General features: G+C 68.8%; 21 protein-coding genes, 6 tRNA genes and 1 pseudogene. 17 read left to right on the top strand and 11 right to left on the bottom strand.

The features are described 5' to 3' along the window. From thrS to PSR88_RS34915, 4 genes are all read right to left on the bottom strand, one after another. Positions 1-2,058: a threonine--tRNA ligase gene (gene thrS, locus PSR88_RS34930; protein ID WP_016880152.1), complete on the bottom strand. Its 2,058-nt coding sequence runs from the start codon at positions 2,056-2,058 to the stop codon at positions 1-3. Between the two features lie 95 nt (positions 2,059-2,153). Further along, on the bottom strand, positions 2,154-2,579 hold the full coding sequence (locus PSR88_RS34925) for a TIGR02611 family protein (RefSeq protein WP_029537556.1): 426 nt from the start codon (positions 2,577-2,579) through the stop codon (positions 2,154-2,156). A gap of 103 nt (positions 2,580-2,682) precedes the next feature. Then, a complete protein-coding gene (locus PSR88_RS34920) occupies positions 2,683-3,888 on the bottom strand; it encodes an RtcB family protein (protein WP_011598626.1) in 1,206 nt (401 codons plus the stop codon). A 155-nt stretch (positions 3,889-4,043) separates the two neighbouring features. After that, positions 4,044-4,115, bottom strand: a tRNA-Val gene (locus PSR88_RS34915). A 242-nt stretch (positions 4,116-4,357) separates the two neighbouring features. Here PSR88_RS34915 and PSR88_RS34910 point away from each other — a divergent pair. The 5 genes from PSR88_RS34910 (at position 4,358) to PSR88_RS34890 (ending at position 4,839) form a co-directional block, all read left to right on the top strand. Next, positions 4,358-4,430, top strand: a tRNA-Gly gene (locus tag PSR88_RS34910). A 24-nt stretch (positions 4,431-4,454) separates the two neighbouring features. Then, positions 4,455-4,525 (top strand) — tRNA-Cys (locus PSR88_RS34905). Between the two features lies 1 nt (position 4,526). Beyond that, positions 4,527-4,598, top strand: a tRNA-Val gene (locus PSR88_RS34900). A 77-nt stretch (positions 4,599-4,675) separates the two neighbouring features. After that, a tRNA-Gly gene (locus PSR88_RS34895) sits at positions 4,676-4,748 on the top strand. A 16-nt stretch (positions 4,749-4,764) separates the two neighbouring features. Then, positions 4,765-4,839, top strand: a tRNA-Val gene (locus PSR88_RS34890). A gap of 73 nt (positions 4,840-4,912) precedes the next feature. On the opposite strand, the gene PSR88_RS34885 is transcribed toward PSR88_RS34890, so the two are convergent. Then, positions 4,913-5,401: an alpha-isopropylmalate synthase regulatory domain-containing protein gene (locus PSR88_RS34885; protein WP_011598625.1), complete on the bottom strand. Its 489-nt coding sequence runs from the start codon at positions 5,399-5,401 to the stop codon at positions 4,913-4,915. A gap of 448 nt (positions 5,402-5,849) precedes the next feature. Here PSR88_RS34885 and PSR88_RS34880 point away from each other — a divergent pair. The 3 genes and pseudogenes from PSR88_RS34880 to PSR88_RS34870 all read left to right on the top strand — a co-directional run bounded on the left by PSR88_RS34880 (position 5,850) and on the right by PSR88_RS34870 (position 7,818). Beyond that, a pseudogene (locus PSR88_RS34880) lies at positions 5,850-7,072 on the top strand (MFS transporter). Between the two features lie 6 nt (positions 7,073-7,078). Further along, positions 7,079-7,291, top strand: a complete 213-nt coding sequence (locus PSR88_RS34875; RefSeq protein WP_009480117.1) for a hypothetical protein — start codon at positions 7,079-7,081, stop codon at positions 7,289-7,291. Beyond that, positions 7,288-7,818: a GNAT family N-acetyltransferase gene (locus PSR88_RS34870; RefSeq protein ID WP_011598623.1), complete on the top strand. Its 531-nt coding sequence runs from the start codon at positions 7,288-7,290 to the stop codon at positions 7,816-7,818. Before PSR88_RS34875 ends, PSR88_RS34870 begins: the two co-directional genes overlap by 4 nt. A gap of 9 nt (positions 7,819-7,827) precedes the next feature. On the opposite strand, the gene zapE is transcribed toward PSR88_RS34870, so the two are convergent. Next, positions 7,828-8,844: a cell division protein ZapE gene (gene zapE, locus PSR88_RS34865; protein ID WP_025432416.1), complete on the bottom strand. Its 1,017-nt coding sequence runs from the start codon at positions 8,842-8,844 to the stop codon at positions 7,828-7,830. A gap of 34 nt (positions 8,845-8,878) precedes the next feature. Here zapE and PSR88_RS34860 point away from each other — a divergent pair, with 34 nt between their 5' ends. Genes PSR88_RS34860 through msrB form a run of 4 tightly spaced genes read left to right on the top strand, consistent with a single transcriptional unit; the run spans position 8,879 to position 13,115 of the window. Next, a complete protein-coding gene (locus tag PSR88_RS34860; RefSeq protein ID WP_016880151.1) occupies positions 8,879-9,667 on the top strand; it encodes a pyrimidine reductase family protein in 789 nt (262 codons plus the stop codon). Between the two features lie 14 nt (positions 9,668-9,681). Beyond that, complete coding sequence (locus tag PSR88_RS34855) at positions 9,682-11,247, top strand: alpha/beta fold hydrolase (protein ID WP_016880150.1); 1,566 nt, start codon at positions 9,682-9,684, stop codon at positions 11,245-11,247. A 34-nt stretch (positions 11,248-11,281) separates the two neighbouring features. After that, complete coding sequence (locus PSR88_RS34850; RefSeq protein ID WP_009480112.1) at positions 11,282-12,619, top strand: glycosyltransferase family 87 protein; 1,338 nt, start codon at positions 11,282-11,284, stop codon at positions 12,617-12,619. Between the two features lie 58 nt (positions 12,620-12,677). Next, the gene (msrB, locus tag PSR88_RS34845; protein WP_009480111.1) at positions 12,678-13,115 is read left to right on the top strand and encodes a peptide-methionine (R)-S-oxide reductase MsrB; all 438 of its coding nucleotides are present in this window, start codon (positions 12,678-12,680) and stop codon (positions 13,113-13,115) included. Here the strand turns inward: msrB and PSR88_RS34840 are convergent. Genes PSR88_RS34840 through hemE form a run of 4 tightly spaced genes read right to left on the bottom strand, consistent with a single transcriptional unit; the run spans position 13,075 to position 18,564 of the window. After that, entirely contained in the window at positions 13,075-15,423 is a 2,349-nt protein-coding gene (locus PSR88_RS34840; RefSeq protein ID WP_011598619.1) for a molybdopterin guanine dinucleotide-containing S/N-oxide reductase, read from the bottom strand. The genes msrB and PSR88_RS34840 overlap by 41 nt on opposite strands. 15 nt (positions 15,424-15,438) lie before the next feature. Further along, positions 15,439-16,134 (bottom strand): hydrogen peroxide-dependent heme synthase, encoded by a 696-nt coding sequence (hemQ, locus tag PSR88_RS34835; protein ID WP_009480109.1) that lies wholly within the window; start codon positions 16,132-16,134, stop codon positions 15,439-15,441. Positions 16,135-16,138: 4 nt separating this feature from the next. Then, positions 16,139-17,500: a protoporphyrinogen oxidase gene (locus PSR88_RS34830; protein WP_011598618.1), complete on the bottom strand. Its 1,362-nt coding sequence runs from the start codon at positions 17,498-17,500 to the stop codon at positions 16,139-16,141. After that, the gene (gene hemE, locus PSR88_RS34825; RefSeq protein ID WP_005263993.1) at positions 17,497-18,564 is read right to left on the bottom strand and encodes a uroporphyrinogen decarboxylase; all 1,068 of its coding nucleotides are present in this window, start codon (positions 18,562-18,564) and stop codon (positions 17,497-17,499) included. The genes PSR88_RS34830 and hemE overlap by 4 nt, the downstream gene beginning before the upstream one ends. Positions 18,565-18,725: 161 nt before the next feature. Between hemE and PSR88_RS34820 the strand changes: the two genes are divergently transcribed. After that, positions 18,726-19,319: a DUF3000 domain-containing protein gene (locus PSR88_RS34820; protein ID WP_009480106.1), complete on the top strand. Its 594-nt coding sequence runs from the start codon at positions 18,726-18,728 to the stop codon at positions 19,317-19,319. On the opposite strand, the gene PSR88_RS34815 is transcribed toward PSR88_RS34820, so the two are convergent. Beyond that, entirely contained in the window at positions 19,320-20,570 is a 1,251-nt protein-coding gene (locus PSR88_RS34815) for an alpha/beta hydrolase (protein WP_011598617.1), read from the bottom strand. Positions 20,571-20,735: 165 nt separating this feature from the next. Between PSR88_RS34815 and PSR88_RS34810 the strand changes: the two genes are divergently transcribed. The 4 genes from PSR88_RS34810 (at position 20,736) to PSR88_RS34795 (ending at position 26,932) form a co-directional block, all read left to right on the top strand. Continuing rightward, on the top strand, positions 20,736-22,130 hold the full coding sequence (locus PSR88_RS34810) for a WS/DGAT/MGAT family O-acyltransferase (RefSeq protein WP_009480104.1): 1,395 nt from the start codon (positions 20,736-20,738) through the stop codon (positions 22,128-22,130). Between the two features lie 49 nt (positions 22,131-22,179). Beyond that, positions 22,180-23,469 carry a ribonuclease D gene (locus PSR88_RS34805; protein WP_016880148.1) on the top strand — a complete coding sequence of 430 codons (1,290 nt, stop codon included), beginning with the start codon at positions 22,180-22,182 and terminating at the stop codon, positions 23,467-23,469. A 145-nt stretch (positions 23,470-23,614) separates the two neighbouring features. Continuing rightward, the gene (locus PSR88_RS34800; protein ID WP_011598615.1) at positions 23,615-24,823 is read left to right on the top strand and encodes a thiolase family protein; all 1,209 of its coding nucleotides are present in this window, start codon (positions 23,615-23,617) and stop codon (positions 24,821-24,823) included. After that, on the top strand, positions 24,824-26,932 hold the full coding sequence (locus PSR88_RS34795; protein WP_011598614.1) for a 3-hydroxyacyl-CoA dehydrogenase NAD-binding domain-containing protein: 2,109 nt from the start codon (positions 24,824-24,826) through the stop codon (positions 26,930-26,932). It abuts the gene before it with no gap. Positions 26,933-26,955 lie beyond the last annotated feature (23 nt).

The following is a 26,955-nucleotide window of genomic DNA, read 5'->3' as shown; positions in this document are numbered from 1 at the left end:
TCACCCTTCCTTACCGGGTTGCAGCAGTTCCGCCGTCGGCGAGGCATTCTCGCGGCGACCGATCCACTCGGTGACGATCCGCACGGCGTCGTCCACGGGCACGCCGTTGACCTGGGTGCCGTCCCGGAATCGGAAGCTGACGGCACCCGCCTCGACGTCGCGCGCACCCGCCAGCAACATGAAGGGCACCTTCTGCGCCGTGTTGTTGAAGATCTTCTTCTGCATGCGGTCGTCGCTCGCGTCGACCTCGGCGCGGACACCGGCCGCCTTCAGCCGCTTCACCACGTCGAAGAGGTGATCGGCGAACGTCTCGGCCACCGGGATGCCGACCACCTGGACGGGCGCCAGCCACGCCGGGAACGCACCCGCGTAGTGCTCGGTGAGCACGCCGAAGAACCGTTCGATGGAACCGAACAGGGCCCGGTGGATCATGACCGGACGCTGCTTGGTGCCGTCGTTGGCCGTGTACTCGAGGTCGAAACGCTCCGGCAGGTTGAAGTCGAGCTGAATGGTCGACATCTGCCAGGTGCGGCCCAGGGCGTCCTGCACCTGCACCGAGATCTTCGGTCCGTAGAACGCGGCGCCGCCCGGATCGGGAACCAGGTTCAGCCCCGACGACTCCGCGACCTCGGCGAGAGTCGCCGTCGCTTCCTCCCACACGGCGTCGTCGCCGACGAACTTGTCCGGGTTCTTGGTGGACAGCTCGAGGTAGAAGTCGTCGAGTCCGTAGTCCTTCAGCAGGCCGAGCACGAACTGCAGGGTGGTCGCCAGTTCGTCACGCATCTGCTCACGGGTGCAGTAGATGTGCGCGTCGTCCTGCGTCATGCCGCGCACGCGGGTGAGTCCGTGGACGACACCCGACTTCTCGTACCGGTACACGGAACCGAACTCGAAGAGCCGCAACGGCAGCTCGCGGTACGACCGGCCGCGGGAGCGGAAGATCAGGTTGTGCATCGGGCAGTTCATCGGCTTGAGGTAGTAGTCCTGGCCCAGCTTGCGCACGGTGCCGTCCTCGTTCAGCTCCTCGTCGATGTGCATCGCCGGGAACATGCCGTCGCGGTACCAGTCCAGGTGACCCGACACCTCGTAGAGGTGCCCCTTGGTGATGTGGGGGGTGTTGACGAACTCGTACCCCTCCTCGACGTGCCGCTTGCGGGAGTAGTCCTCCATCTCGGTGCGGATGATTCCGCCCCGCGGATGGAACACGGGCAGTCCGGAGCCGAGTTCGTCGGGGAAGCTGAACAGGTCGAGTTCGGACCCCAGCTTGCGGTGGTCGCGGCGTTCCGCCTCCGCGAGCAGCTCCAGGTGCTGGTCCTGCGCCTCCGCCGACTCCCACGCGGTGCCGTAGATGCGCTGGAGATCGGCGTTGTCCTGATTACCGCGCCAGTACGCCGCCGAGCTGCGGGTGAGCTTGAACGCCGGGATGTGCTTGGTGGTGGGGATGTGCGGGCCGCGGCACAGATCCCCCCACACCTTCTCGCCGGTCCGCGGGTCCAGGTTGTCGTAGATGGTGAGCTCGTTGCCGCCCACCTCCATGATCTCCGGATCGTCGATGCCCGACTTGTCGTCGATGAGTTCGAGCTTGAAGGGCTCCTTCGCCAGCTCGGCGCGCGCGTCCTCGAGCGACTCGACGACGCGGCGGGAGAACCGCTGCGACCCCTTGATGATCTTCTTCATCCGCTTCTCGAGGCTCGCGAGGTCCTCGGGGGTGAACGGGCGATCGACGGCGAAGTCGTAGTAGAAGCCGTCCTTGATCGGCGGGCCGATGCCCAGCTTCGCCTCGGGGAACTCCTGCTGGACGGCCTGCGCGAGCACGTGGGCGGCGGAGTGGCGGATGACGCTGCGGCCGTCGTCGGTGTTCGCCGCGACCGGCTCGACCTCGACGTCGGTGTCGGGCACCCAGGACAGGTCCTTGAGCTGGCCCTCGGCGTCACGGACCACGACGACGACGTCCGGACCCTTGCTCGGGTAGCCCGCCTCCCGAACCGCTGTACCGGCCGTAGTCCCCGCGGGCACCCGGACGAGGGCGGCTGGGGCGGCGGATGCGGGGGTGCTCACGGCGATGTTCTCCTAGGTGAGGTGTGCGGTGCAGACATGGTGAATGTGCCAGCCCATGTTATCGGCCCAGCAGTCACACCCAACCATGCGTCCGGCTAGAGCGGGCTCTCCAGCCACGGGTAGTCGAGGCCGATCCACGTTCCGACGAGACCGAACGTCCCGAGCAACCACAGCGTGGCGAGGACGATGACACACGTCAGCAGCGCGCCCGCCCCCTTGACCACCAGTGACTGCCGCGAGAACCAGTGCATGAACTTGTCGTAGCGCTGCCGCGCGTAGTGCAGCAGCCGGTGGGCCCAAGCGAACTCGGATGCGAGGATCCCGAGCCCCGCGAACACGATCAGCCAGCCGGGGCCCGGATAGGGAATCGCGACGATCCCGGCGGCCAGCACCAGGGCCCCGATGACCCCCACCGCGATGCGGTACGCCAGATTGAGGCTCGGCCGCGCCGCGATGTGCGCCCGCCACCGGTGCCACCGGCTCTCCGCTTCCTGGAACGGGGACAGATCCGAGTCGTCCACGTCCACGTTCTCGGGCGCGGGTCCCGGCCGAGCTTCTCCGCTAGTCACCGCTCCAGCCTACCGAGCGCGACCTGCGGCGGCGCGTCGTCGCACCGCCCGCAGGTCATCCCTTCACACAGACGACCTGCCGCAGGTGGGCCACGACCTCCACGAGGTCGGCCTGCGCTTCGATCACCTGCTCGATGTCCTTGTAGGCGCCGGGGATCTCGTCGATCACGCCCGCGTCCTTACGCGATTCGACTCCGGACGTCTGCCGCACGAGGTCGTCGACGGTGAAGCGCTTCTTCGCCTTCGTGCGGCTCATCGTCCGTCCCGCCCCGTGCGATGCCGAATGGAAGGACAACTCGGAGCCCAGGCCACGCACCACGTAGGAACCGGTGCCCATGGATCCGGGGATGAGTCCGAGATCACCCCGCCCGGCCCGGATCGCGCCCTTGCGGGTGACGAGCATCGGCTCGCCGTCGATGATCTCCTCCGACACATAGTTGTGGTGGCAGGAGATCGGCTCGTCGAATCGCACCGGCCTGCCGGGCAGAGCCTGCCGGAATGCCTGCATCACCAACGTGAGTATGACGGCACGGTTGCGGGCCGCGTATTCCTGCGCCCACGTCAGGTCGTGGCGGTACGCGTCCATCTCCTTGCTGCCTGCGAGGAACACCGCGAGATCGCGATCGACCAGCCGCTGGTTGTGCGGCAACGCCCGCGCCACCGCGATGTGCCGCTCCGCCAGCTCCTTGCCGATGTTGCGTGAACCGGAGTGGAGCATCAGCCAGACCTCGTCGGCGTCCGACAGGCACACCTCGATGAAGTGGTTGCCGCCGCCGAGCGTTCCGATCTGCTTCATCGCCCTGGATTCGCGGGACTGGACGCCGGAATGCAGGTCACCGAATTCCTGCCAGAAGCGGTGCCATCCCTTCTTCACTCCCCCGGCGTCCCTGACGTCCAGTGCGCCGACGTTCACCGAACGCTCGTGCATGGCGAACCCGACCGGCACCGCGTGCTCGATGCGCGAGCGCATCGAGCGCAGGCTGTCGGGCAGATCGTTCGCGGTCACATCCGTCCGGACCGCCGTCATCCCGCACCCGATGTCGACGCCGACCGCTGCCGGGGCGACCGCCTCCCGCATCGCGATGACGGAACCGACCGTCGCACCCTTGCCGACATGGACGTCGGGCATGACCCGCACACCGTGCACCCACGGCAGGTCGGCCATGTTCCGCAGCTGCTGCAACGCTGCCTGCTCGATGGTCCACTCTTCCGCCCACATCAAGGTGGGCGCGGTGGTGCCTTCCAGCCTCACGGGGAACATGGGACTCAGTCCTTCGATAGCGGATCACCCGGGAAATTTCGGCCGGCTGAGTTCATTGTCCGCCGCACCGGAGAGCCGGAACAACCGATTATTCGGGTGCGCACACGAAAAAGAAGAGGGCGTTTCCGATTTCGGAAACGCCCTCTTCTTTTCTGTGGTCCCGGCTGGGATCGAACCAGCGACCTCCCCGGTGTGAACGGGACGCTCTTCCACTGAGCCACGGGACCGAGGCGCGCCAAACACTCGCGCTCGAACGAGTTGGAACATTAACACGACCGAGCGGCCGAACGAAAATCACGTCGCTGGGATTCGTGTCGACCCCCGCCCGCGGCACGTCCGCGACCCGGCGTCGTTCATGCGTAGTTCACCGTCTGATGCCTTGACCTGCAGATTTGTAACTATCGCGGATGGTCGGCTAATGTTCTCAACCGCACCACGGAGAACATTCTCCGCGAGTTACAGGGTGCATGCGGACGTGGCGCAGCTGGTAGCGCACAACCTTGCCAAGGTTGGGGTCGCGGGTTCGAATCCCGTCGTCCGCTCGAGAGGTTGGACTCAACCTTCACGGTGGAGTGGCCGAGTGGTGAGGCAACGGCCTGCAAAGCCGTGCACACGGGTTCGATTCCCGTCTCCACCTCGCGCGATTAGCTCAGCGGGAGAGCGCTTCCCTGACACGGAAGAGGTCACTGGTTCAATCCCAGTATCGCGCACCGAGATAGATGATAGATGCACGACTGTTTTACTTGCTCGACCAGTGACGGCCCCCAGCCCGGGGGCTTTCACGAATGCGGACGTGGCGCAGCTGGTAGCGCACAACCTTGCCAAGGTTGGGGTCGCGGGTTCGAATCCCGTCGTCCGCTCTCTTTTCTCCATCCCGCGCGATTAGCTCAGCGGGAGAGCGCTTCCCTGACACGGAAGAGGTCACTGGTTCAATCCCAGTATCGCGCACCAGTTCACTGTCAACCGAACAGTTCACGACAGTTCAGCCCCGGTCCTCGACCGGGGCTGAACTGTTGTCCGGGTATCAGGCGGGCTGGAGCCGGTTGGCGCCGGAGATCATCGCACGCAGAGTCGATTCCGTGTGGGATTCACCGATTCCCATCGCCCAGAGCCTGATGCCGTCGCGCTCGCAGAGCAGGAATGTCGCGGTGCGGTGCCCGATCTCGTGCTGATGAAAAGACAGGATCTCCATCGCACACCCCGCGTCGTACAGCATCGAGGTCATGGCGGCCACCGGACCGGGCGCGCTCGCACCGGTCTTGCGGATCGATTCGCCGATACCGAGCGTCGCTTCGAAATCCCACATCCCGGGGCCGGTCTTCGTTTCCGACCAACTGCCCAGACGGAACGGTCCGGTGGACGGCGCGTAGGCGGCCTCGAACACGGACCACGCCATTCCGGCGGATTCGGTGCGGAGTTCCCGTGGCAGCGACCTGCCGTGGCGCGCGGCGAACGGGTCGGCGGCCGGTGTCGACGAGGGAAAGGATGAGGCGAAAGAAGTGTTGGTACTCATTCTCGTGGTCTTCCTGAAAGAAGGGAGGACCAACGCGTAGCTCAACGACCCGCAGCGAGGGGTCGGTCCGTATCAGACCCCGCTACGGCGGAGAACTACGAGAATGCGCTGCATGGATGACACTGTAAGCGACAACCGTCCGCAGAGACAACCCCGATTCACGGTGCCGCGCCGACCGCCGGTGACGGGCGGGTGACGAAATCGTTACCGCTGCATCTGGAACGTGAGGAATTCCTCATGTATCGTCGAACTTGCCATCCACCCCCCCGATGGCAATGAGCCCCAGCCATGACCCCCCATCCAAGGCTGGGGCTCAGTCTTGGTCCAGGCACCTCACACACCCCGCTTTCGGACATTTCGCCCGCCCCTTCGGAGAACGCTGCACATCCCCGCAAAGTATTGGACACTCGTCCAATCGATCGGATATCCTCTACCGAAGGCCGACTCCATGACGGATTCACCACGCGCAGACGTGTCCGCGGACCACCGCTCGGCACGGATCGCCGCTGCGGGCGCATTCGGCCTGCAGGGTTTTCTCCTCGCGGCCGTCCTCACCCAACTGCCGCAGTACCAGGACCGATTCGGGTTCGACGCCACGGTCATCGTGGTCGCGGTCGTGACGGTGTCTCTCATCGCCGGGGCGGGAAGCGTCCTCGCCGAGCACCTGGCCCGCCGATTCTCCAGCAGGTCGGCGCTGCAGCTCGGGCTCGCGACCATCGCGGTCGCCGGTGGCGCCCTCGGTTTCAGCCCGAACACCGCGGCGTTCTTCGTCTGCCTGTCCGTGTACGGCGCCGGGCTGGGCATCGTCGACGCCGCCGCCAACATGCAGGCGGTGTCGATCCAGCGCGCGTACGGCCGTTTCATCCTGTCGTCGTTCCACGCGGTGTGGAGCGTCGGCGCGATTGCGGGTGTGCACTCTTCGTCGCCGCCACCTCCGCCCTCGACGTCAGCGTGACCGGCGCGCAACTGGTGGCGGCGCTCGTCGTGGCCGTCGGCCTCGCCGTCTGCGGCCCCCGGCTCCTGGCCCGTCAGGAGCCGGCGGGCACCGCCCCGCCGTCGACCGGCCCTGTGCCCGTGCCGGTTCCGATCCGAGCGCTGCTCGCGCTCGGCACCGCGATGGCGTTGTTCTACGCCATCGATTTCGGTGTCGGCAACTGGTCCGCGCTGTACGTCCGGAACGTTCTGCTCGCGGACGCCGGCACGGCCGCCCTGGCACTGGCCGCATACCAGTGCGCGGCTGTGGTGTCGCGTCTGACCGGCGACTTCTGGGTGGCGAAGTACGGCGAGATCGCCGTCGTCCGTGCGGGTTCGGCGGTCGGTGTCGCCGGATTGACGGTCGTCGTGCTCGCCCCGTCCCCGGCCGTCGCGATCGCCGGATTCCTCGTCGTGGGCCTCGGCGTGCCGGTCGTCGCTCCCCTGTGTTTCAGCGCCGCCGGCCGGCTGGCACCCACCGGCCAGGTGGACGACGTCGTGGCGCGGATCAACCTGTTCAACTACGTGGGCACGCTCGTGGGCGGGGCGATCGTCGGCGGCGTGGCCGCCGCGACCAGCCTGCGGATCGGGTTCGTGGTCCCACTCCTGTTCGCGGTGGGGCTCGTCGTGCTCGCCCCCGCATTCGCCCCGGACCGGGACCGGGACCGGCAATCCGAGTGGACCCCGGATCGCGACTGACGGCAGATGTTCTACTTAGGATATGCCGACTCGGGGATCGTTCGTGACCGCCGTGGCGATCGTCTACGTCGCGGTGCCGGTCTCGTCACGGTCCGCTCGTGGCGGCTCGCACACCCCGGGACGATCGAGTCGATCAAGACCGTTGCGGCGATCACCCGGCTGCGGGACAGTACGGGAATGACACTTCGGGAAGCGAAGGACGCGGTGGATCAGCTGTGACTGTCGAGATAGACCCGGCGGGGATCTGGGATTCCGAGGCGATCGCCGACGTCGCCGCGGCAACGTTCCCTCTCGCGTGCCCACCCGGCGCGACACAGGACGACATTGCTGCCTTCATCGACGACGTGCTGTCGGCCGAACGGTTCTCGGAGTACCTCACCGACCCGAACCGCACCGTCCTGAAGGTCACCCACGGCGGGGCGATCGTCGGCTACGCGATGCTGATCGACGGTGAACCCGCCGACCCGGATGTCGGCAGGGCCGTGACGCTGCGGCCGACCACCGAGATCAGCAAGCTGTACGTGCTCCCCGGCAATCACGGGACCGGTGTCGCGTCCGCGCTGATGGACGCCATCGTCGAACGCGCCGTGGCCGCGGGGTCCGCCGGGCTGTGGCTCGGCGTCAACCAGGAGAATGTGCGCGCCCAGCGCTTCTACGCGAAGCACGGATTCACGCAGGTCGGAACGAAGACCTTCCTCGTCGGCACCCAGCTGCACCACGATTTCGTGATGCAGCGGGCGCTGTGACGAGCTGGGTCAGCTCGCGGCGACCTCGAAGCGCGACAGTGCGAGCAGGCGCGACGTGGCACGCAGGTACTTCTTCCGGTACCCACCGGCCAGCATCTCGGGAGTGAAGATCGCGTCGAGCTTGGCCCCGGCCACGGTGACCGGGATGCTCGCGTCGTACAGGCGGTCGGCGAGGACCACCAGGCGCAGCGCGACCGACTGGTCCTCGGCGGGGTGGACGCCATCCAGGAAGACGGCCGGGATGCCCTCGACCAGCTTGTTGTAGCGGGACGGGTGCAGCGTGCTGAGGTGCTTGCACAGCGCGTCGAAGTCGTCGAGGGTGGCGCCGGGGATGCTGTCGGCGCGCTCGGCGAGCTCCTCCGAGGAGATCGGGTCCGGGGCCGGTGGCAGGTCGCGGTGCCGGTAGTCGGGGCCGTCGACGCGGATCGTCTCGAAGATCGAGCCGAGCTTCTTGATCTCGCGCAGGAAGTCCTGCGCGGCGAATCGTCCTTCACCGAGCTGGCCCGGCAGGGTGTTCGACGTCGCCACGATGGACACGCCGCGCGCCGACAATTCCGACAGCAGGCGGGACACCAGCATGGTGTCGCCCGGGTCGTCGAGTTCGAATTCGTCGATGCAGAGAACGCTGTGGCCGGACAGCTGCTCGACGGCCTTGTTGAAACCGAGGGCACCGACGACGTGCGTCAGCTCCACGAACGTGCCGAACGCCTTGGGCGACGGGACGCTGTGGAAGATCGAGGCCAGAAGGTGGGTCTTGCCGACGCCGAAGCCGCCGTCGAGGTAGAGACCGGCACCGGTGGCCTGCGTCTTCTTCCCGAACAGGCCGCGTCGTCCGCCGCTGCGGATCTTCACGACCTTCTTCGCGAACTCCTCGGCCGTCTGGACCGCGGCGGCCTGGCTGGGTTCTGCTGGGTCGGGGATGTACGACGCGAAGCTCACCTCGTCGAACATGGCCGGGGGCACCATCTGAGCTACCAACTGATCAGCCGGTACCACGGGGCTGCGATCGACAAGACGTGCATGCATACAAGCAGCGTATCCACGTGTTGTGATCACCAACATGCACCGTGTACATATTGCGACATTTTTCACACCGGACAGTCCGCCTGCCCGCCCGGAGTCCAGCGAATCGACCGCGAACGCACTGCGCGACCTGTATGCGTACCCGGCGGAGACCCCGCGACCCTGGGTCCGCGTCAACTTCGTGAGCAGCATCGACGGTGCCGTCTCCGTGGACGGGGTCAGCGGGGCGCTCGGCACACCGGCGGACAGGCTGGTCTTCGAAACACTGCGGGAGTTGGCCGACGTCGTGCTGGTCGGGGCCGGAACCGTCCGGGTGGAGAACTACGGCGGGGCGCGCATTCACGCTGAAGGCAGACGACGTCGGGTGGCGTCGGGGATGCCGGAGGTCCCGCCGATCGCCGTCGTGTCGGCACGCGCCCACCTCGACCCGCAGTCACGCCTGTTCACCGACACGGAGGTGGCCCCGATCGTCGTCACGTGCACGGACGCGGACCCGGGGCGGGTCCGTGCTCTCGCCGACGCGGGTGCGCGGATCGTGACCGCCGGCGACGGGCAGATCACCGGCGACGGGCTGATCGCCGCCCTCGAGCATCTCGGATTGCGCCGTGTGCTCTGCGAGGGCGGCCCGAGCCTGTTCGGCCGGCTGACCGCGGACGACGTCGTCGACGAGGTCTGCCTGACCACGGCGCCCGTACTCGTCGGCGGAACCGCGGGTCGCGTCGCCACCGCGCCGGGTGCCCGGATCATCGCGATGACTCCCGCGCACATCCTCACCGACACCGACGGCACCGTCCTCACCAGATGGGTGCGGCTGCCCCGCCCGTAGGGGAACCTGGCAGGGTGGTCGCCATGCGCAGATCGGTGTTGCTCGCAATGGTTCTCGTGGTGTGCAGCGCGTGCGGAGCCGGACCGTCCAACCGGCCGCACGTGGCGGTCGAACGCGAGGGCGGCGGCAGCGAACCCACCGCGACCGAGACCGAGAACGCCGACGCTCCCCCGCCCGTGTTGCAGACCCCGAAGAACGATCTGGCGTGGACCGACTGCACGCAGAGCACCCTCGGCGCCCTTGGCCCGGGAACGACGCCGCCCACCGGGCTGATCTTCGAGTGCGGCTCGTACGAGTCGGCGGTCGACGAGAGCGGCACCCTGCCCGGCTCCTTCACTATGGGGGCCATGCGGGCACGCCTCGCCGACACCCCCGAGAACGCGGCCCCCCTGGTGCTCACGTCGGGATCGGACCGGTCGTCGACCGCGACGCTCGCCGCGCTGAGCACCGGCGGTCTGACGTCCCTGCTGTCGACGCGACCGGTGGTCGCGGTGGACCGCCGCGGCATCGCCTCCTCACAGGAGATCGAATGCCTCACTCCGGAGCTCCGCAGCAGCCTGGCGAATCTCGGGCAGTTCGACCCGGGGACGGGTGACCAGGTCGACAAGGTCACCGCGCTGGGCCGCGACGCCACCATCGTGTGCACCGACTACCTGCAGCCGCAGGAACTCGCGTTCGACAGCACCCACGCCGCCGACGACATCGAAGAGCTGCGCCGCACCTGGGACGTCGATGCGCTCGGGATCCTCGCCACCGGCAACGGCAGTGCCGTCGCGCTCAGCTACGCCGCCAAGTACCCCGATCGGATCGGCCGACTCGTCCTCGACTCCCCCGCCGTCACCACGGTGGATGCCGCGACCGCCACCGAACAGCAGGTCGCGGGTCAGGAGGCGGCATTCGACGCGTTCGCCCGCCAGTGCACCGCCCTGAACTGCTCCCTCGGCGCCGATCCCCGCGCGGCGACGACCGACGCCGTCACCCGCGCCGCGAACGGCCAGATCCCGCGGGTCTCCGCGAACGCCCTCCTCACCGCGGTGTCCGGGTCGCTCGCCGCGGCGGGCGGCGACCAACAGGGCCGCGTCCGAGCCCTGTCCGATGCGGTGTCCGCCGCCCTCGCCGGAAACACGGCGCCGATCCTCGCGGCGATCGCGCAGGCCGAGGCGGCCTACGAGACCGACGGCCAGTTCATCACCCGCTGCACGGACGGCCAGCAGTGGCCCGCACCCGACCGCGTTCGCGAACTGCAGAAGCTGTGGGGTGAGCGGTTCCCGCTGTTCGGCCCGAACGCCGCCGTCGGACTGCTCGCGTGCACCTCCTGGCCCGCGACCGCGCCGCCCGCCCTGCCCGGCGAGCTGACACTCCCGGTCCTGGTGCTGAGCGGCACCGCCGACCCGGTCGTCGGGAACGCCGGGGTGGGGACGGTGACCGGTGCCGTGTCGAGCGCAGGCGCCGCGACCGCGACCCTGACGTGGCACGGCAGCGGCCACCCCGCCACCCATTCGGACTGCGCGCAGAAGTCGATCGTCACCTACGTCGCGGACGGCGTGCTGCCCCCGGACGGCAGCGCCTGCCCCGCCTAGCCGACGTGTTCGGTCCGACACCCACAGGGGGTGCGTGACCGCACGTCAGAGCTTCTCGGTGTACCGTGCCGTGGTGTTCCTTCGACAACTCGAACCGCGCACCGGGCGGACTGCCAACGAGGTAATCAACTTCGCGCTGTGGCCGATCGCCGTCATGACAGTGCTGCATCGAGTGGTCGTCAAGGCGGTCAACGGGTACATCACCGACGACTTCCGACCGGTCTACAACGCTGCGCTGGCCTTCCTCAACGGCCGCCCCGTCTACACCGCCAACTTCAACTGGGTCGATCCGCATTACCTGTATCCGCCGTCCGGCACCCTGCTGATGGCTCCGATCGCGGTGATCGACCCCGAGAAGTCCCGGTGGTTGTTCATCATCGCCAACGCGATCGCCATCGTGATCGCGTTGTACCTGCTCCTGCGGCTGTTCGGCCTGGGATTGAACTCCATCGCGGCCCCGATCCTGCTGCTCGCCACGTTCTCCTCCGAGACCGTCACCAACACCCTCGTCTTCACCAACATCAACGGTCTGGTCCTGCTCGGCGAGATCGCGTTCCTCGTGTTGCTGATGAAGCGCAAGGACATGTGGTCCGGTGTCGCCATCGGGCTGACGTTCGCGGTCAAACCGATCCTCGCCCCACTCCTGCTGCTGCCTCTGGTGCGCGGACAGTGGAAGGTGTTCGTCACCGCGATCGGCATTCCCCTGATCCTCACCGCCGTGGCGTGGCCGCTGTCCGCGGATCCGATGGACTTCGTGCGCCACACGGTGCCGTACCTGATGGAATCGCGCGACTACTTCAACAGCGCGATCGTCGGCAACGGCAAGTACTACGGCCTCCCCACCGCCCTGATCTGGGCCCTGCGCGGCGTCTTCACCGCCATCGTGCTCAGTTCCCTGTGGCTGCTCTACCGCTACTACCGCCACGACGAGCTGTTCTTCGTCGTCACCACGTCGGGGGTTCTGCTGACGGCGTCGTGGCTGCTCGGCTCGCTCGGCCAGATGTACTACTCGATGATGCTCTTCCCGCTCCTGATGTCCGTGGTGCTGAAGAATTCGGTGATGCGGAACTGGCCGGCGTGGCTGGCCGTGTACGGGTTCATGAGTTACGACAGCTGGCTGTCGAGCCGGTTCATCGAGGCCGGCCGGACCGCCGAGTACATGAAGACCACGCTGGGGTGGAGCCTGATGCTCCTCGTGGTCTTCGGCGTGCTGACCGTCCGCTACGTCACGGCACGGCGCGAGGGGCGACTCGACCGGGGCATCGACCCGGCGTTCCTCCTCGAACCGGACGGGAAGGCTCACGGCACCCCGGCGCGGGAACCGGAACCGGACGTGCAGCCGCAGGTCGAGTCGGCCACCGCCAAGACGTAGGCCGCGTCGCACGCAGGGCGTCACGGCCGGAATCGGCGAAACGTATTAGCGTGGAGCCATGAGTTCGCAGCAGCAGGATCCCACGCAGTCCGCCCCGAAGGTTGCTCTCTCCGACAGCGAGTGGCGCGAGAAACTGACTCCCGAGGAGTACGCCGTGCTGCGCCAGGCCGGTACCGAGCGACCCTTCGTCGGCGAGTACACCGACACGAAGACGGAAGGCGTCTATCACTGCCGGGCCTGTGGCGCCGAGCTGTTCCGCAGCACCGAGAAGTTCGAATCGCACTGCGGGTGGCCGTCGTTCTTCGATCCGGCCGACTCGGACGCCGTCATCCTCCGCGAGGACACGTCGCTGGGCATGCGCCGCGTCGAGGTGGTGTGCGGGACCTGCCACAGCCACCTGGGCCACGTCTTCGAGGGCGAGGGCTACCCCACCCCCACCGATCAGCGGTACTGCATCAATTCGATCTCGCTGACCCTGGAACCGACCGGCGAATGATCGTCGGTGGATCGAACGCCCGGATAGGCGGAAGCTCACCCTCGTAGCGTTCGATCTCGACGAGCACGTGCTGGCCCGTGCAGCCGTGGGCGAGTGACGACGTGCCCACGTCCGGGGTCAGCACGTTGGGGTTCCCGTGCACGCAGAGGGAATCCGGGTCGGTCGCGTCGAGCGGGTCGTACCAGGCCCCCGTCGACAACTGGACCACACCGCGCCGGACGCCCTCGTCCACCACCACACCGGCGAGGCAGGCGCCGCGGTCGTTGAACACGCGGACGACGTCGCCGGCGGTGAGTCCGCGGGCGGCGGCGTCGTCCGGATGGATTCGGAGCGGTTCGCGGCCCCGGATCTTCGATTTCTGGCTGGTGCCGCCGTGGTCGAGTTGGCTGTGCAGGCGGGTCCGCGGCTGGTTGGCGATCAGGTGCAGCGGGAACTGCCGTGCCCGTCGGCCGCCCAGCCATTCCTCGGGCTCGTACCAGCGTGGGTGTCCGGCACAGTCGTCGTAGCCGAATCCGTCGATGTCGGCGGAGAAGATCTCGATCCGCCCGCTCGGGGTGGCGAGGGGGAAGTTCACCGGATCGGCCCGGAAGTCGCCGAACAGGATCAGGTCGTCCTCGGTCCGCATCCGCACGTGGCCCTGCGCCCAGAAGTCGTCGAAACTCGGGGCGGGACCGCCGTCCGCGCGGACGAAGTCACGCCACTGCCCGTACAGGTGCTCGAGCCACTGCTCGGACGAGCGGCCCTCGGTGAACTTCTCCCCGACACCCAGTTTCCGGGCGACGGCGGCGAACGTGTCGTAGTCGTCCTGCGCGTCGGCGTACGGCCCGACGGCGGCGTGCATGGCGACGAGCAGCGGGTCGTTGCGGGTGCAGCTGAGATCGGCCCGCTCGAGCGAAGTGGTAGATGGGACGACGATGTCCGCGTGCCGGGCCATCGGCGTCCAGTAGGGGTCGTGGACGACGATCGTGTCGGGACGGGCCAGCGCCCGGCGCAGACGGGGAATGTCCTGATGGTGGTGGAACGGGTTGCCGCCCGCCCAGTACAGCATCTTGATGTCCGGGTACGTCAGCCGCTGACCGTCGTAGTCGAACGGTGCGCCCGGGTTCAGGAGCATGTCCGAGATCGCGGCCACGGGGATGAAGTCGCGCACGGGGTTCAACCCCTGGGGAAGCGTGGGCAGCGGGTACGGGACGGGGGCGAGCCCGGGTTCGTTCATGGAACCGTAGCCGTGGCCGAAACCGCCGCCGGGTAGGCCGATCTGGCCCAGCATCGCGGCGAGGGTGACCCCCATCCACGGGGCCTGCTCACCGTGCCGCACCCTCTGCAGCGACCAGGTGACGGTCACCATCGTCCTGCCCGCCGCCATCCGCCGGGCGAGGGCGACGAGGTCCGCTGCGGCGATGCCCGAGATCTGCTCGGCCCACGCGGGCGATTTCGGTACGCCGTCGGAGCGCCCGAGGAGGTAGTCCTCGAAGCGGTCGTAGCCGACGCAGTGGCTGCCCAGGAATGCCGTGTCATGCAGGTCTTCCGTCGCGAGGACGAACGCCAGGGCGAGCATGATCGCGACATCGGTGCCGGGCACCGGGGCGTGCCGTTCGGCGGCGCCGTGCACGTCGTCGCGCAGCGGACTGAACGACACGACGGATCCGCCGCGGCGCCGGAGGGCGTCGAGTGCGTCGCGGGTGGGGTGGTCGCTGGTCCCGCCGTGATTGACGCCGGTGTTCTTGAGGGGGACGCCACCGAAGCACACCATGAGATCGGTGTGCTCGGCGATGATCTTCCAGGACGTGGAGCGAGCGAACATCTTCCAGTGCGTGCCCACCACCCGGGGCATGATGACGCCCGTCGCGCCGAGCGAGTAGCTGTGCACCGATCGGGTGTAGCCGCCGAGCGTGTTCAGGAACCGGTGGACCTGACTCTGGGCGTGATGGAACCGTCCCGCGCTGGCCCAGCCGTACGAACCGCCGTAGATCGCGCTGTTGCCGTGCGTGTCGACGACTCTGCGCAGTTCGTTCGCCAGCCGCTGGGTCAGCTCCTCCCAGTCGACCGACACGAACTCGTCGGACCCTCGGGAACTGCTGGGTCCCGGGCCGTTCTCGAGCCACCCGCGGCGCACCACCGGGCCGGTGATCCGTGCCTTGCTGCGGACCGATCCGGCGATGTTGCCCAGCACCGGTGACGGGTTCGCGTCACCGGTGTACGGGTGGGCGGCGACGACGTCGCCGTCGGCGACCTCGGCCTCGAACATGCCCCAGTGCGACATGTGCTGGTAGCGGGGCGCGGTGCGCGCCCCGTCGGCGTCATTCATCGGTGCTGTGTCAGATCACGGCAGAGCGGTGATCAGCTTCTCCACATCCACCCGCGGGCCGGTGAAGAAGGGCACCTCCTCGCGGACGTGCAGGCGGGCCTCGGTGGCACGCAGGTCGCGCATGAGGTCGACGATGCGGTACAGCTCGGGCGCCTCGAACGCGAGAATCCACTCGTAGTCGCCGAGCGCGAACGAGGGCACGGTGTTGGCGCGGACGTCCTTGTACGTGCGGGCCGCCATACCGTGGTCGGCGAGCATCTTGCGCCGCTCCTCGTCGGGCAGCAGGTACCACTCGTAGGAGCGGACGAACGGGTACACGCAGATGTAGTTGCCCGGGTCCTCACCGGCCAGGAACGCCGGAATGTGGCTCTTGTTGAATTCGGCGGGCCGGTGGCACGCCACGTTGCTCCACACGGGCTTGCTCGCGCGGCCCAGTGCGGTGGTGCGGCGGAAGTCGGCGTAGGTGGCCTGGAGGGCTTCGATGCTGGGCGAGTGCGTCCAGATCATGAAGTCGGCGTCGGCTCGCAGGCCGGCCACGTCGTAGAGCCCGCGCACCACGACACCCTTGTCGGCCTGACCTTCGAAGAAGATCCGCGCCTCCTTGATCACAGCTTCCCGGTCGTCCCCGAGTACACCGGGTTCCACCTGGAACACCGAGAACATGAGGTAGCGGATTTCAGAGTTCAATGCGTCGAAGTCGAGGCGTGCCATGGGTCTATCGTGCCACTCGCCCGGCGAGCCGTGCAGCCGCCGTCGTCGCAGCGGCCACACACGCGGGAACACCGACCCCGTGGAGGAGTGCCCCGGACACCTCGAGACCGTCCAGACCTGCGACTTCCTGCTCGATCACCGCCACCCGGTCGAGATGGCCGGGACCGTACTGCGGCAGGCCGCCGTGCCAGCGCTGGACGTGTACCGCGACGGGTTCCGCGGACACCCCGGTGACGGTCGCGAGGTCCCGCCGGGCGGCGGCGATCAGCTCGTCGTCGGGTGCGTCGACGACGGCGGCGTCGCCGAACCGGCCGAACGACGCCCGGACGAGGGTCACCTCCCGCTCGGCGAGGTGGGGCCACTTGCGGCTCGACAGGGTGAACGCTTTCGCGCCGAGCGTGGCGTCGGTGGCGACGAGGATCCCGGAGTTCTGCGGGAGGTCGACCCGGATCGGCAGCGCCAGCGCGACGACCGCCGAGGAGGCCAGTGGGATGTCCGCGGCGGCCGCCGACGCGCGGGGGGCGATGCCGGCGAGCAGGTCGGCGAGTTGCGGGGCGGGCACGGCGAGGACGACCCCGTCGACGCGGCCCACGAGGTCCGCCGACCAGCCGTCGCCGTCCCGGCCGAGTGTCCGGATCCGCTCGTGCACGATCTCCACCGACGCGGCCTCCGTCAGGGCGCGCAGCAGGACGCCGTAGCCGTCGCGCAGCGCCCCGAACACGGGCCCGGGGGTGGGGGCGGGGAGGGCGTCCGCCACGGCCGCGGACAGGCTCGTGGCGCCGCGGTCGAGCGCCGCCGCGAGAGTGGGCAGGGCGGCGCGCACGCCGATGGTGTCCGCGAGACCCGAATAGACCCCTCCGAGAAGCGGATCCACCGACCGCTGGACCACCTGCGCGCCGAACCGGTCGCCGACCAGTGCACCGACGGCGACGTCGGCGCCCGGTGTCCAGTCGAAAGGCACCGTCCGCTCCCCCGCCATGCGCGCGAGCGTCCGGTCGTCGACGAGACCGCGCAGGCTGTTTCCCTCCGCCGGTATCCCCATGAGGGTGTCGGCCGGCAGCGGGTGCAGCGCGTCCTCGGACCAGATGAGCGGCCGCAGTCCCGCCGGATACACCAGCTGGTCGGAGAGGCCGAGTTCGCCGAGCAGGGCCGGGAGTTCCGGCCGCCGCGCGATGAAGGCTTCCGCCCCGACGTCGACGGGTTCCCCCGCCAGGTCCACCGTGCGTAGCTTGCCGCCGAGCCGTTCCGCGCCGTCGGCGAGGATGATCCGGGCATCGGCGCCGAGCCGTTGCCGCAGCCGGTACGCGGCGACGAGCCCGGAGATGCCGCCGCCGACGACGAGAACGTTCGGCGACGACCCCGTCACAGCGAGTGCACCAGCTCGACCAGCGCGGTCAGCGCACCCGGGTCGGTGTCGGGCAGCACGCCGTGCCCGAGGTTGAAGATGTGTCCCGTGGCGCCGGCGGCGAGGGCGGCGTCGGCTTCCGCGGTGATGCGGCGGACCTGCTTCTCGACGGCCGCCGGCCCCGCGAACAGCACCGCGGGGTCGAGGTTGCCCTGGAGCGCCTTGCCCGGGCCGACCCGGCGCGCCGCCACATCCAGGGGGATGCGCCAGTCGACGCCCACCACGTCGGCGCCCGCTTCGCCCATCGCGCCGAGCAGTTCACCGGTTCCGACACCGAAGTGGATACGCGGCACCTTCGCGCTCTCCACCTCGGCGAACACCCGCTCGGAGTGGGGCAGCACGAATTCCCGGTACTCGGCGAGGGACAGCGCGCCGGCCCACGAGTCGAACAGCTGGATCGCGTCGACACCGGCGCGCAGCTGGGTCTGCAGGAAGGTGATGGTGGTGTCGGCGAGGGTGCCGAGCAGCGCGTGCCACGTGCGGGGGTCGGAGTGCATCAGCGCCTTCGTGCGCTCGTGATTGCGACTCGGACCGCCCTCCACCAGGTACGAGGCGAGGGTGAACGGGGCTCCGGCGAAGCCGATCAGCGGCGTCGACCCGAGTTCCGCGGTGAGCAGCTGCACGGCCTGCGCGACGGCGCCGACCTCTTCCGGCACGAGGCGCGGCAGGGCGGCGACGTCGGCGATCGACCGGACCGGGTTCGCGACGACGGGACCGGTGCCGGCGACGATGTCGAGATCGATCCCGGCGGCCTTGAGCGGCACCACGATGTCGGAGAACAGGATCGCGGCGTCGACGCCGTGCCTGCGCACCGGCTGCATGGTGATCTCGCAGACGAGTGCCGGATCGAAGCACGACTCGAGCATGCCGATCCCCGACCGGATCTCGCGGTATTCGGGAAGCGAGCGGCCTGCCTGCCGCATGAACCACACCGGGCGACGGCCGGGGGTACGGCCTTCCGCGGCCGCCAGGAGGGGTGCGTCGGGGAGCACCCGCCTCGCGGCGTACGTCGCCCGTTCGCTCATGCCTGCATTGGTGCTTTCCAACCCGCTCATCGGTCCTCGCGCTCTCTGCCTGCTCGAATTTCGGCAGCTCTCATGCTGCCATGCCGGGACTCCGCCGCCGATCGGCCCTGCTCGGCGCGCCTCCGACGAGATGTGTAGGTCCGGGTCTAACGTCCCGAGCTGTGACGACTTCGGGATCGCCCGCCGAACCGGCCGAGTTCCGCGCCGCGGTCGAAGCGATGAATTCCGCGCAGGTTCGCGCGGACATCGAGGTGGGCCCCATCCGGCCCCCGCAACGGCTCGCGCCGTACAGCTACGCCGTCGGCGCAGAGGTCGTGCACGAGGACACCGGGGTCGTCGCCGAACAGAGCGAGGGTGACGCGTTCGGCAGGTTGATCCTCCTGTTCGACCCCGAGGGTGACGAGGCCTGGAACGGCACGATGCGGCTGGTCGCCTACATTCAGGCCGATCTCGACGCCGCCGTGGCGTCCGACCCCCTGCTTCCCGAAGTGGCGTGGAGCTGGCTCGTCGACGCTCTCGAGTCGCGCCACGAACCGCTCAACGCGCTCGGCGGGACGGTGACGGCGACGACGTCGGTGCGCTACGGCGACATCGCCGGCCCCCCGCATGCGCATCAGCTGGAACTGCGTGCGTCGTGGACGGCGACGTCCGTCGAACTGGCCACGCACGTCGAGGCGTTCTGCGAGGTCCTGGCGTATGCGGCCGGCCTGCCGCCCGCCGGGGTGTCGCAGCTGCGGACGCTGGGCGGCAAGTAGTCAGGCCGATTCCGTGCCCGCCGCGGGCACGTCGGTGGTGGCGCTGCGCGACCATTCCAGGAAGCGCCCGACCGCCTGCGTGACGGAGATGCTGCGGATCGAGGGGAACACGTCGAACGCGTGCTGCGCGCCCTTCAATTCGGCGTAGACGACGGGGTTGTCGGACACCTGCCGGAGCTCGTCGACGAAGATCCGCGCCTCGGCGACGGGGATCAGCGAATCGCTCGTGCCGTGAATCACGAAGAACGGCGGTGCGTCCGCCCGCAGGTGCGCGAGCGGGGACGCGGCCCGGTAGTCGTCGGGGAACGTGGCGTGCTTGCCGAGCACCATCGGCATCAGTCCGGAGTGCACGCGCTGGAGGACCGCCTTGATTCCGGTGTCGCCGGCGATGTCGTAGACACCGTAGTACGGGACACACGCCTGAACGGACGTGTCGACGTCCTCGAACCCCGGCTGCAGGTGACTGTCGTTCGCGGTGAGTCCCACCATGGCGGCGAGGTGGCCACCCGCGGAACCACCTGTGACGGCGATGAAGTCGGGGTTGCCGCCGTACTCCTCGACGTGCTCCCGGAGCCAGGCCAGCGCCTGCTTGATTGCGATCAGGTGTTCGGGCCACTTCGCCTTCGGCGACAGCGGGTAGTTGACGGCCGCGCACACCCACCCCCGCGAGGCCATCTCGAGCATGAGCGGCAGACCCTGTTGATCCTTGTTCCCGATCACCCATCCGCCGCCGTGGATCTGCAGGAGGACCGGGCTCTTCGACGGCAGATCCTGCCGGTGGTAGATGTCGAGGCGGGCCCGGCGCCCGCCCGGCCCGTACGCGAGGTTGCGGACCCGGGTGACCGCTTTGTTCCGCATCCAGAACGGGTTGAGGAGTTGCCGCCACACGGGCCGCCCCGGGTGTTCGATGGCGCTGTCGCGGTCGGTGTAGTTCTCGCCGAGCGTCTCGACGAGCGCGGATTCGGCTTCCGCTCCGGCGCCACGACCGGTGGCGATCACGGCGGCGAGCCCGGCGGCGGATGCGGCGGCCAGCGCGAGGCCGACACGGTCGCTTCGGGTTCGCGTTCCGTGACGCGCGGCGTGCTGGGCGGCGTCGGCGGCGGTCACGGCGAGCAGGTGCGGTGCGAGTTCGGTGGTGAGCCACCCTGAGAAGAACGCGACCACCGACGTGGGCGCACCGGGCAGGGGACGCAGGGCGTTGGCGGCGAGTGCGGCGCCGACGGCCTGCCGGAGAACGAAGCCTCGGGTCATACCTCAACCGTAGAACATGTTCTAATCGATCGGTTGCCCACCCCGGCGGCGGACGCCGGATCGAGAACGAGACGGAGCCGCGTCTCGCGGGCCGGGCCACGGCGTCGACCTCGTTGATTCACGATTCGATGGACCACATTCTAGAACGTGTTCTAGTATCAGGACATGCAGCGACTCAGCGGTCTCGACGCATCCTTCCTCTACCTCGAAACGTCGACGCAACTCCTCCACGTCTGCGGAGTCATCGTTCTCGACGTGTCGACGGTTCCGGGCGGCTACACGTTCGCCCAGCTCAAGGCGGAACTCGGCGCGCGCACCGAGGCGATTCCCTCGTTCCGGCGCAAGCTGCAGGACTCGAAGTTCAACCTCGACCACCCCGTGTGGGTCGAGGACACCGACTTCGACATCGACCGGCACTGCCACCGCGTCGCGCTCCCCGCCCCCGGCGGCCGCGACGAGCTGGCCGAACTGTGTGGCGACATCGCAGGCATTCCCCTCGACCGCGCCCGGCCGCTGTGGGAGATGTGGGTGATCGAGGGCCTCGAGGACGGTTCCGTCGCCGTCATGTCGAAGATGCACCACGCCGGGGTCGACGGCATCACCGGCGCCAACATGATGGCCCAGCTGTGCGGCCTCGAACCGGACGCACCACGCCCCGGCCCCGACGACTCCGCCGAGAGCGCGGGGCAGGCCAGCACGCTCGACATCGCCGTCGGCGGGCTGCTCGCCGTCGCGTCCCGGCCCGCGAAACTGCTGAGGATCGTCCCGCAGAGCCTGACACTGCTGCCCCGCTGGATCGGCCGGGCCCGCCGCGGTGCGGCGATGCCCGCGCCGTTCACCGCGCCGCGCACGTCCCTGAACGGCACGTTGACCAGTCACCGCAATCTCGCGTTCACCCAGCTCGACCTCGAGAAGGTCAAGACGGTCAAGGACGCGTTCGACGTCAAGGTCAACGACGTGGTGCTCGCACTGTGCTCGGGCGCACTGCGCAAATACCTGCAGGACCGCCGGGAGCTGCCCGACAAGTCGCTGGTCGCCATCGTCCCGGTCTCGGTCCACGGAAAGTCGGACCGGCCGGGCACCAACCAGGTGTCCGGCATGTTCACCCAACTCGGCACCCAGATCGAGGATCCGGCCGAACGCCTGCTCGCGATCGGCGAGCACAACTCGACGTCGAAGGAACACAACGAAACCCTCGGCGCGAGCCTGCTGCAGGACTGGTCCCAGTTCGCCGGGCAGGCCGTGTTCGGCACCGCCATGCGCCTCTACTCGACCCTCGGCCTGGCGGAACGGCATCCGGTGGTCCACAACCTGGTGATCTCCAACGTGCCCGGGCCGTCGGTCCCGCTGTATTTCCTGGGTGCCCTGATCAGGGCGATGTATCCGCTGGGCCCGATCTTCCATGGCGCCGGGCTCAACGTGACGGTGATGTCGCTGAACGGTCAGCTCGACGTCGGCCTGATGAGCTGCCCGGAACTCGCACCCCACCTCTGGGACCTCGTCGACGCGTTTCCCGCGGCATTGGACGAGCTCGTCGAGGCAGCGGGGAACCGGTCGTGAACCCGCCGGTGCGCTGCGGGAATCCCGAAGCGACGTAGAGTCAGCTGTCATGTCCGAAGTCACCGACGACGCCTCGTCACCCGGCCCTGCCGAAGAGCCCGGCCGGCAGATCGTTCCCCTGCTCGCACCCCGGGACGGCGTGCCCGACGTCGTGACCACGGCGGAGGGTGTCGCGAAGGCCGCGGCCGCGCTGAGCGAGGGCACCGGCCCGCTGGCGGTCGACGCCGAGCGGGCGTCCGGCTTCCGCTATTCGGCGCGGGCGTATCTCGTGCAGTTGCGCCGGGAGGGTGCGGGGACGGTGCTCCTCGACCCGATCCCCACCGCCGTCGATCTCGCCCCGCTGGCGGAGGTGATCAACCCGCTGGAGTGGATCCTGCACTCCGCGGACCAGGATCTGCCGGGGCTCGCGGAGATCGGCCTGGCGCCGGCGACACTGTTCGACACCGAACTGGCGGGGCGCCTCGCCGGGTTCGAACGGGTCGGTCTCGCCGCGATCGTCGAGCGGACGCTGGGCCTCGAACTGCGGAAGGGCCACGGCGCCGCCGACTGGTCGAAGCGGCCGCTGCCCGATTCCTGGCTGAACTACGCGGCCCTCGACGTCGAGGTTCTCGTCGAGTTGCGGAACGTGATGGCCGCGGAACTCGACGAGCAGGGCAAGAGCGAGTGGGCTGCACAGGAATTCGAGCACATCCGGCTCGCGGGGCCCCCGAAGCCCAAGGCCGACCGCTGGCGGCGGACGTCGCACATCACGTCGCTGAAGACGCAGCGGCAACTCGCCGCCGCCCGTTCGCTGTGGCAGGCCCGCGAGGACCTCGCCCGCAAACGCGACGTCTCCCCCAGCCGGGTCCTGCCGGATGCGGCGATCATCGACGCCGCGACGAAGGACCCGCGGAGCATCGAGGCACTGCGGGCGCTGCCCGTGTTCGGCGGTCCCCGTCAGCGGCGGCACTCCCGGATCTGGCTACAGGCGCTCGAGGATGCCCGGGCACTGCCGGACACGGAACTGCCTCCGAAGACCCCGCCGTTCACGGGACCGCCGCCGGCGAGTCGGTGGGCGCGGCACGACCCCGACGCCGCCGAGCGGCTGACGGCGGCCCGCGCCGCGCTGGCCGCTCTCGGTACGGAGGTGTCGGTGCCGGTGGAGAACCTGGTGACCCCGGAACTCGTCCGCAGGTTGTGCTGGGACTGGTCGGCCCCCGAGGGCGGCGACGTCGAGTCGGCGATCGACCGGGTGCTCGACGCGGGCGGTGCCCGCCCATGGCAGCGGATGCTGACGGTGCCCGTACTGGCGAGCGCGCTGCTCTCCGCCGCCGAGCAGAAGGGTTCCGGCGACGACTGATCGACTGCACGCGCGGGGTGAGCGCGTGAATTCCCGATGAGGTACCCATTAAGTTACCCGTGAGTAACGGTAGGGGTACGCTGGTCTGGAGGCCGGACGCCTGGCCGTGATCCGGAACCAAACTGCTCCATCAGGAGGAATTCGCGTGGCTCCATCCACCACAACTCAACGCAACGTCGTGTTCGTCGACGGCATCCGCACTCCGTTCGGCAAGGCCGGCCCCAAGGGCATCTACGCGGAGACCCGTGCGGACGACCTCGTCGTCAAGACCATCCGCGAGCTGCTTCGCCGCAACCCGCAGCTCGACCCCGCGCGCATCGACGAGGTCGCCATCGCCGCGACCACGCAGACGGGCGATCAGGGTCTCACCATCGGCCGCACCTCCGCGATCCTGGCCGGGCTCCCCGAGACCGTCCCCGGTTTCGCGATCGACCGCATGTGCGCCGGCGCCATGACGTCCGTCACCACCACCGCGTCGGGCATCGGCTTCGGCCAGTACGACGTAGTGATCGCGGGCGGCGTCGAGCACATGGGCCGCCACCCGATGGGCGAGGGCGCAGACCCGAACCCCCGGTTCCTCGCCGACCGCCTCGTCGACCCCAGCGCCCTCGTCATGGGCAACACGGCCGAGAACCTGCACGACCGGTTCCCGACCATCACCAAGGACCGCACCGACGCGTACGCCGTCGCGAGCCAGAACAAGTACGAGGCCGCCCGCAAGGCCGGCTTCATCGCCGACACCCTCGTGCCCGTCGCCACCCGCTCCGCCGCGGGCTGGGGCCTGGCCACCGAGGACGAGCCGCCGCGACCGGGCACCACGCTCGAGGACCTCGCCAAGCTGAAGACGCCGTTCCGTCCCGCGGGCCGCATCACCGCGGGTAACGCGGCCGGTCTGAACGACGGCGCGACCGCGGCCCTCCTCGCCGGTGAGGACACCGCGCTCGAACTCGGACTGCCGATCGGCATGCGCATGGTCGGATTCGCGTTCCAGGGCGTCGACCCCGCCGTCATGGGCATCGGCCCGGTGCCGGCCACCGAGAAACTGCTGGGCCGTACCGGTCTGAAGATCGAGGACATCGGCCTGTTCGAGATCAACGAGGCCTTCGCCGTTCAGGTTCTCGCGTTCCTCGAGCACTACGGCATCGCCGACGACGATCCGCGAGTCAACCAGTGGGGCGGTGCCATCGCGTGCGGCCACCCCCTCGCGTCCTCCGGTGTCCGCCTGATGACCCAGCTGTCCCGCCAGTTCGCCCAGCGCCCCGACGTCCGCTACGGCCTGACCACGATGTGCATCGGTCTGGGCATGGGCGGAACCGTGATCTGGGAGAACCCGAACTTCGATGGAGCCAAGTAGATGACCGACATTGCAACGGCATTCGCCGACGAGGTCGTGACCAACGCGTACACCAAGATCGTCGCCGTACCCGGCATCGAGGGCCCGGTCGCGCTGATCACCCTCGACAACGGTTTCGACCACACCAAGCCGTCGTCGTTCGGCCCGGGCGGCCTGAAGGCCCTCGACGCCGCACTGGACGAGGCGTTCGCCGCCCATCCCGTCGCCATCGCGATCACCGGCAAGCCCTTCATCTTCGCCGCGGGCGCGGACCTCAAGGGTGTTCCGAGCATCACGAACCGTGACCAGGCGCTCGAACTCGGCCGGCTCGGGCACAAGGTGTTCCGCCGGCTGCGCGAATCGTCCGTGCCGACGTTCGCGTTCGTCAACGGCGTCGCACTCGGCGGCGGGCTCGAGGTCGCGTTGCACAGCCACTACCGCACCGCATCCGAGAGCGCGGGCGCACTGGGTCTGCCCGAGACGTTCCTCGGACTGGTTCCGGGCTGGGGCGGAACGCAGTTGCTGCCCAACCTCATCGGCCCCTCGAACGCCGTCACCGTCGTCCTCGAGAACGCGCTGAACCAGAACAAGACGCTCAACCCGAAGAAGGCCCTCGAACTCGGCGTCGTCGACGCGGTGTTCGGTTCGGCCGACTTCCTCGAGCAGTCGTTCGCCTGGGCCGCGCAGGTCCTGGCCGGCGAGATCACCCCGGCGCGACCCGAGATCGACCGGGGCAAGGGCTGGGACGACGCGATCGCCCGCGCGAAGGCGATCGTCGAGGGCAAGACCAAGAACAACGCCCCCGGACCGGTCAAGGCCGTCGAACTCCTCGAGCTGGCCCGGACCACCGATCTCACCGATCCCGCGTCGCTCGACAAAGGCTTCGCCGCCGAGGACGAGGCGCTCGCCGACCTGCTGCTCGCCGACGAGCTCCGCGCAGGCCTGTACGCGTTCGACCTGGTGAACAAGCGCGCCAAGCGTCCCGCAGGCGCACCGGACAAGTCCCTCGCGCGCAAGGTCACCGGCGTCGGCATCGTCGGTGCCGGTCTGATGGCCAGCCAGCTCGCGATGCTGTTCGTCCGCCAGCTCAAGGTGCCGGTCATCCTCACCGACATCGACCAGGAGCGCATCGACAAGGGCGTCGGCTACGTCCACGGCGAGATCGACAAGCTGCAGGGCAAGGGCCGGTTGTCCCCGGACGCGGCGAACCGTCTCAAGGGTCTCGTGTCCGGCTCGCTGGACAAGGCCGCGTTCGCGAAGACCGACTTCGTGATCGAGGCCGTGTTCGAGAACCTCGATCTGAAGAAGAAGATCTTCGCCGAACTCGAGGAGCACATCGCCCCGGAGACGATCCTGGCGACCAACACGTCCTCGCTGTCGATCACCAAGATGGCCGCGGACCTGAAGCACCCCGAGCGGGTGGTCGGCTTCCACTTCTTCAACCCGGTCGCCGTGCTGCCCCTGCTCGAGGTCATCAAGGGCGAGAAGACCGACGACGCCACGCTGGCAACGGCGTTCGCCACTGCCAAGGCGCTCAAGAAGTCGGCGGTCGGTTCCGCCGACCTGCCCGGGTTCGTCTTCAACCGGCTGCTGATCCGCACCCTCGGTGAGGTCATGAACGCGGTCGACGAGGGCACCCCGTTCGAGGTGGCCGACAACGCCATCGCCGAACTCGGCATGCCGATGACCCCGTTCACCCTGCTGGCCCTCGTCGGGCCTGCGGTCGCACTGCACACCGGCGAGACCCTCGCCGAGGCGTACCCCGAACGCTTCCACAACTCCCCCGGACTCGAGGCGCTGGTCGAGGCCAAGAAGTCGGCGGTGTGGAGTTACGGTGCCGACGGCAAGCAGGTCGTCGACCCCGAGGTCGCCGAACTGTGGAAGCAGGGCGACAAGGCGTCCACGTCCGAAGAGGTTCTGGAGCGCACGCGTCGCGCGTTCGCCGAGGAGATCCAGATCATGCTCGACGAGGGTGTCGTCGCCGCGGCCGAGGACATCGACCTCTGCCTGATCCTGGGCGGCGGGTTCGGCTTCTGGAACGGTGGCATCACGCCGTACCTGGACCGCACCGGCACGTCCGAGGCCGTCAACGGCAAGCGGTTCCTGGCACCGGGCGTCGCGAGCGTCTGACCCCACGTGAGTGGCGACGTGTG

The sequence above is a fragment of the Rhodococcus sp. DK176 genome, assembly GCF_038447315.2.
Lineage (GTDB): Bacteria > Actinomycetota > Actinomycetes > Mycobacteriales > Mycobacteriaceae > Rhodococcus_F > Rhodococcus_F jostii_A.
The sequence above is the reverse complement of the archived record's forward strand: the minus strand, read 5'-3'. Positions and strand labels throughout refer to the sequence as shown.

Excerpts from the sequence above, each read along its gene's own strand:
- hemQ (WP_009480109.1), bottom strand. The coding sequence starts at position 16,134 with ATGGCACGCCTCGACTTCGACGCATTGAACTCTGAAATCCGCTACCTC.
- PSR88_RS34805 (WP_016880148.1), top strand. The coding sequence starts at position 22,180 with ATGTCCGAAGTCACCGACGACGCCTCGTCACCCGGCCCTGCCGAAGAG.
- PSR88_RS34875 (WP_009480117.1), top strand. The coding sequence starts at position 7,079 with ATGTTCTACTTAGGATATGCCGACTCGGGGATCGTTCGTGACCGCCGT.
- PSR88_RS34795 (WP_011598614.1), top strand. The coding sequence starts at position 24,824 with ATGACCGACATTGCAACGGCATTCGCCGACGAGGTCGTGACCAACGCG.
- PSR88_RS34840 (WP_011598619.1), bottom strand. The coding sequence starts at position 15,423 with ATGAATGACGCCGACGGGGCGCGCACCGCGCCCCGCTACCAGCACATG.
- PSR88_RS34810 (WP_009480104.1), top strand. The coding sequence starts at position 20,736 with ATGCAGCGACTCAGCGGTCTCGACGCATCCTTCCTCTACCTCGAAACG.
- PSR88_RS34920 (WP_011598626.1), bottom strand. The coding sequence starts at position 3,888 with ATGTTCCCCGTGAGGCTGGAAGGCACCACCGCGCCCACCTTGATGTGG.
- PSR88_RS34815 (WP_011598617.1), bottom strand. The coding sequence starts at position 20,570 with ATGACCCGAGGCTTCGTTCTCCGGCAGGCCGTCGGCGCCGCACTCGCC.
- hemE (WP_005263993.1), bottom strand. The coding sequence starts at position 18,564 with ATGAGCGAACGGGCGACGTACGCCGCGAGGCGGGTGCTCCCCGACGCA.
- zapE (WP_025432416.1), bottom strand. The coding sequence starts at position 8,844 with ATGCATGCACGTCTTGTCGATCGCAGCCCCGTGGTACCGGCTGATCAG.
- PSR88_RS34885 (WP_011598625.1), bottom strand. The coding sequence starts at position 5,401 with ATGAGTACCAACACTTCTTTCGCCTCATCCTTTCCCTCGTCGACACCG.
- PSR88_RS34860 (WP_016880151.1), top strand. The coding sequence starts at position 8,879 with ATGCACCGTGTACATATTGCGACATTTTTCACACCGGACAGTCCGCCT.
- msrB (WP_009480111.1), top strand. The coding sequence starts at position 12,678 with ATGAGTTCGCAGCAGCAGGATCCCACGCAGTCCGCCCCGAAGGTTGCT.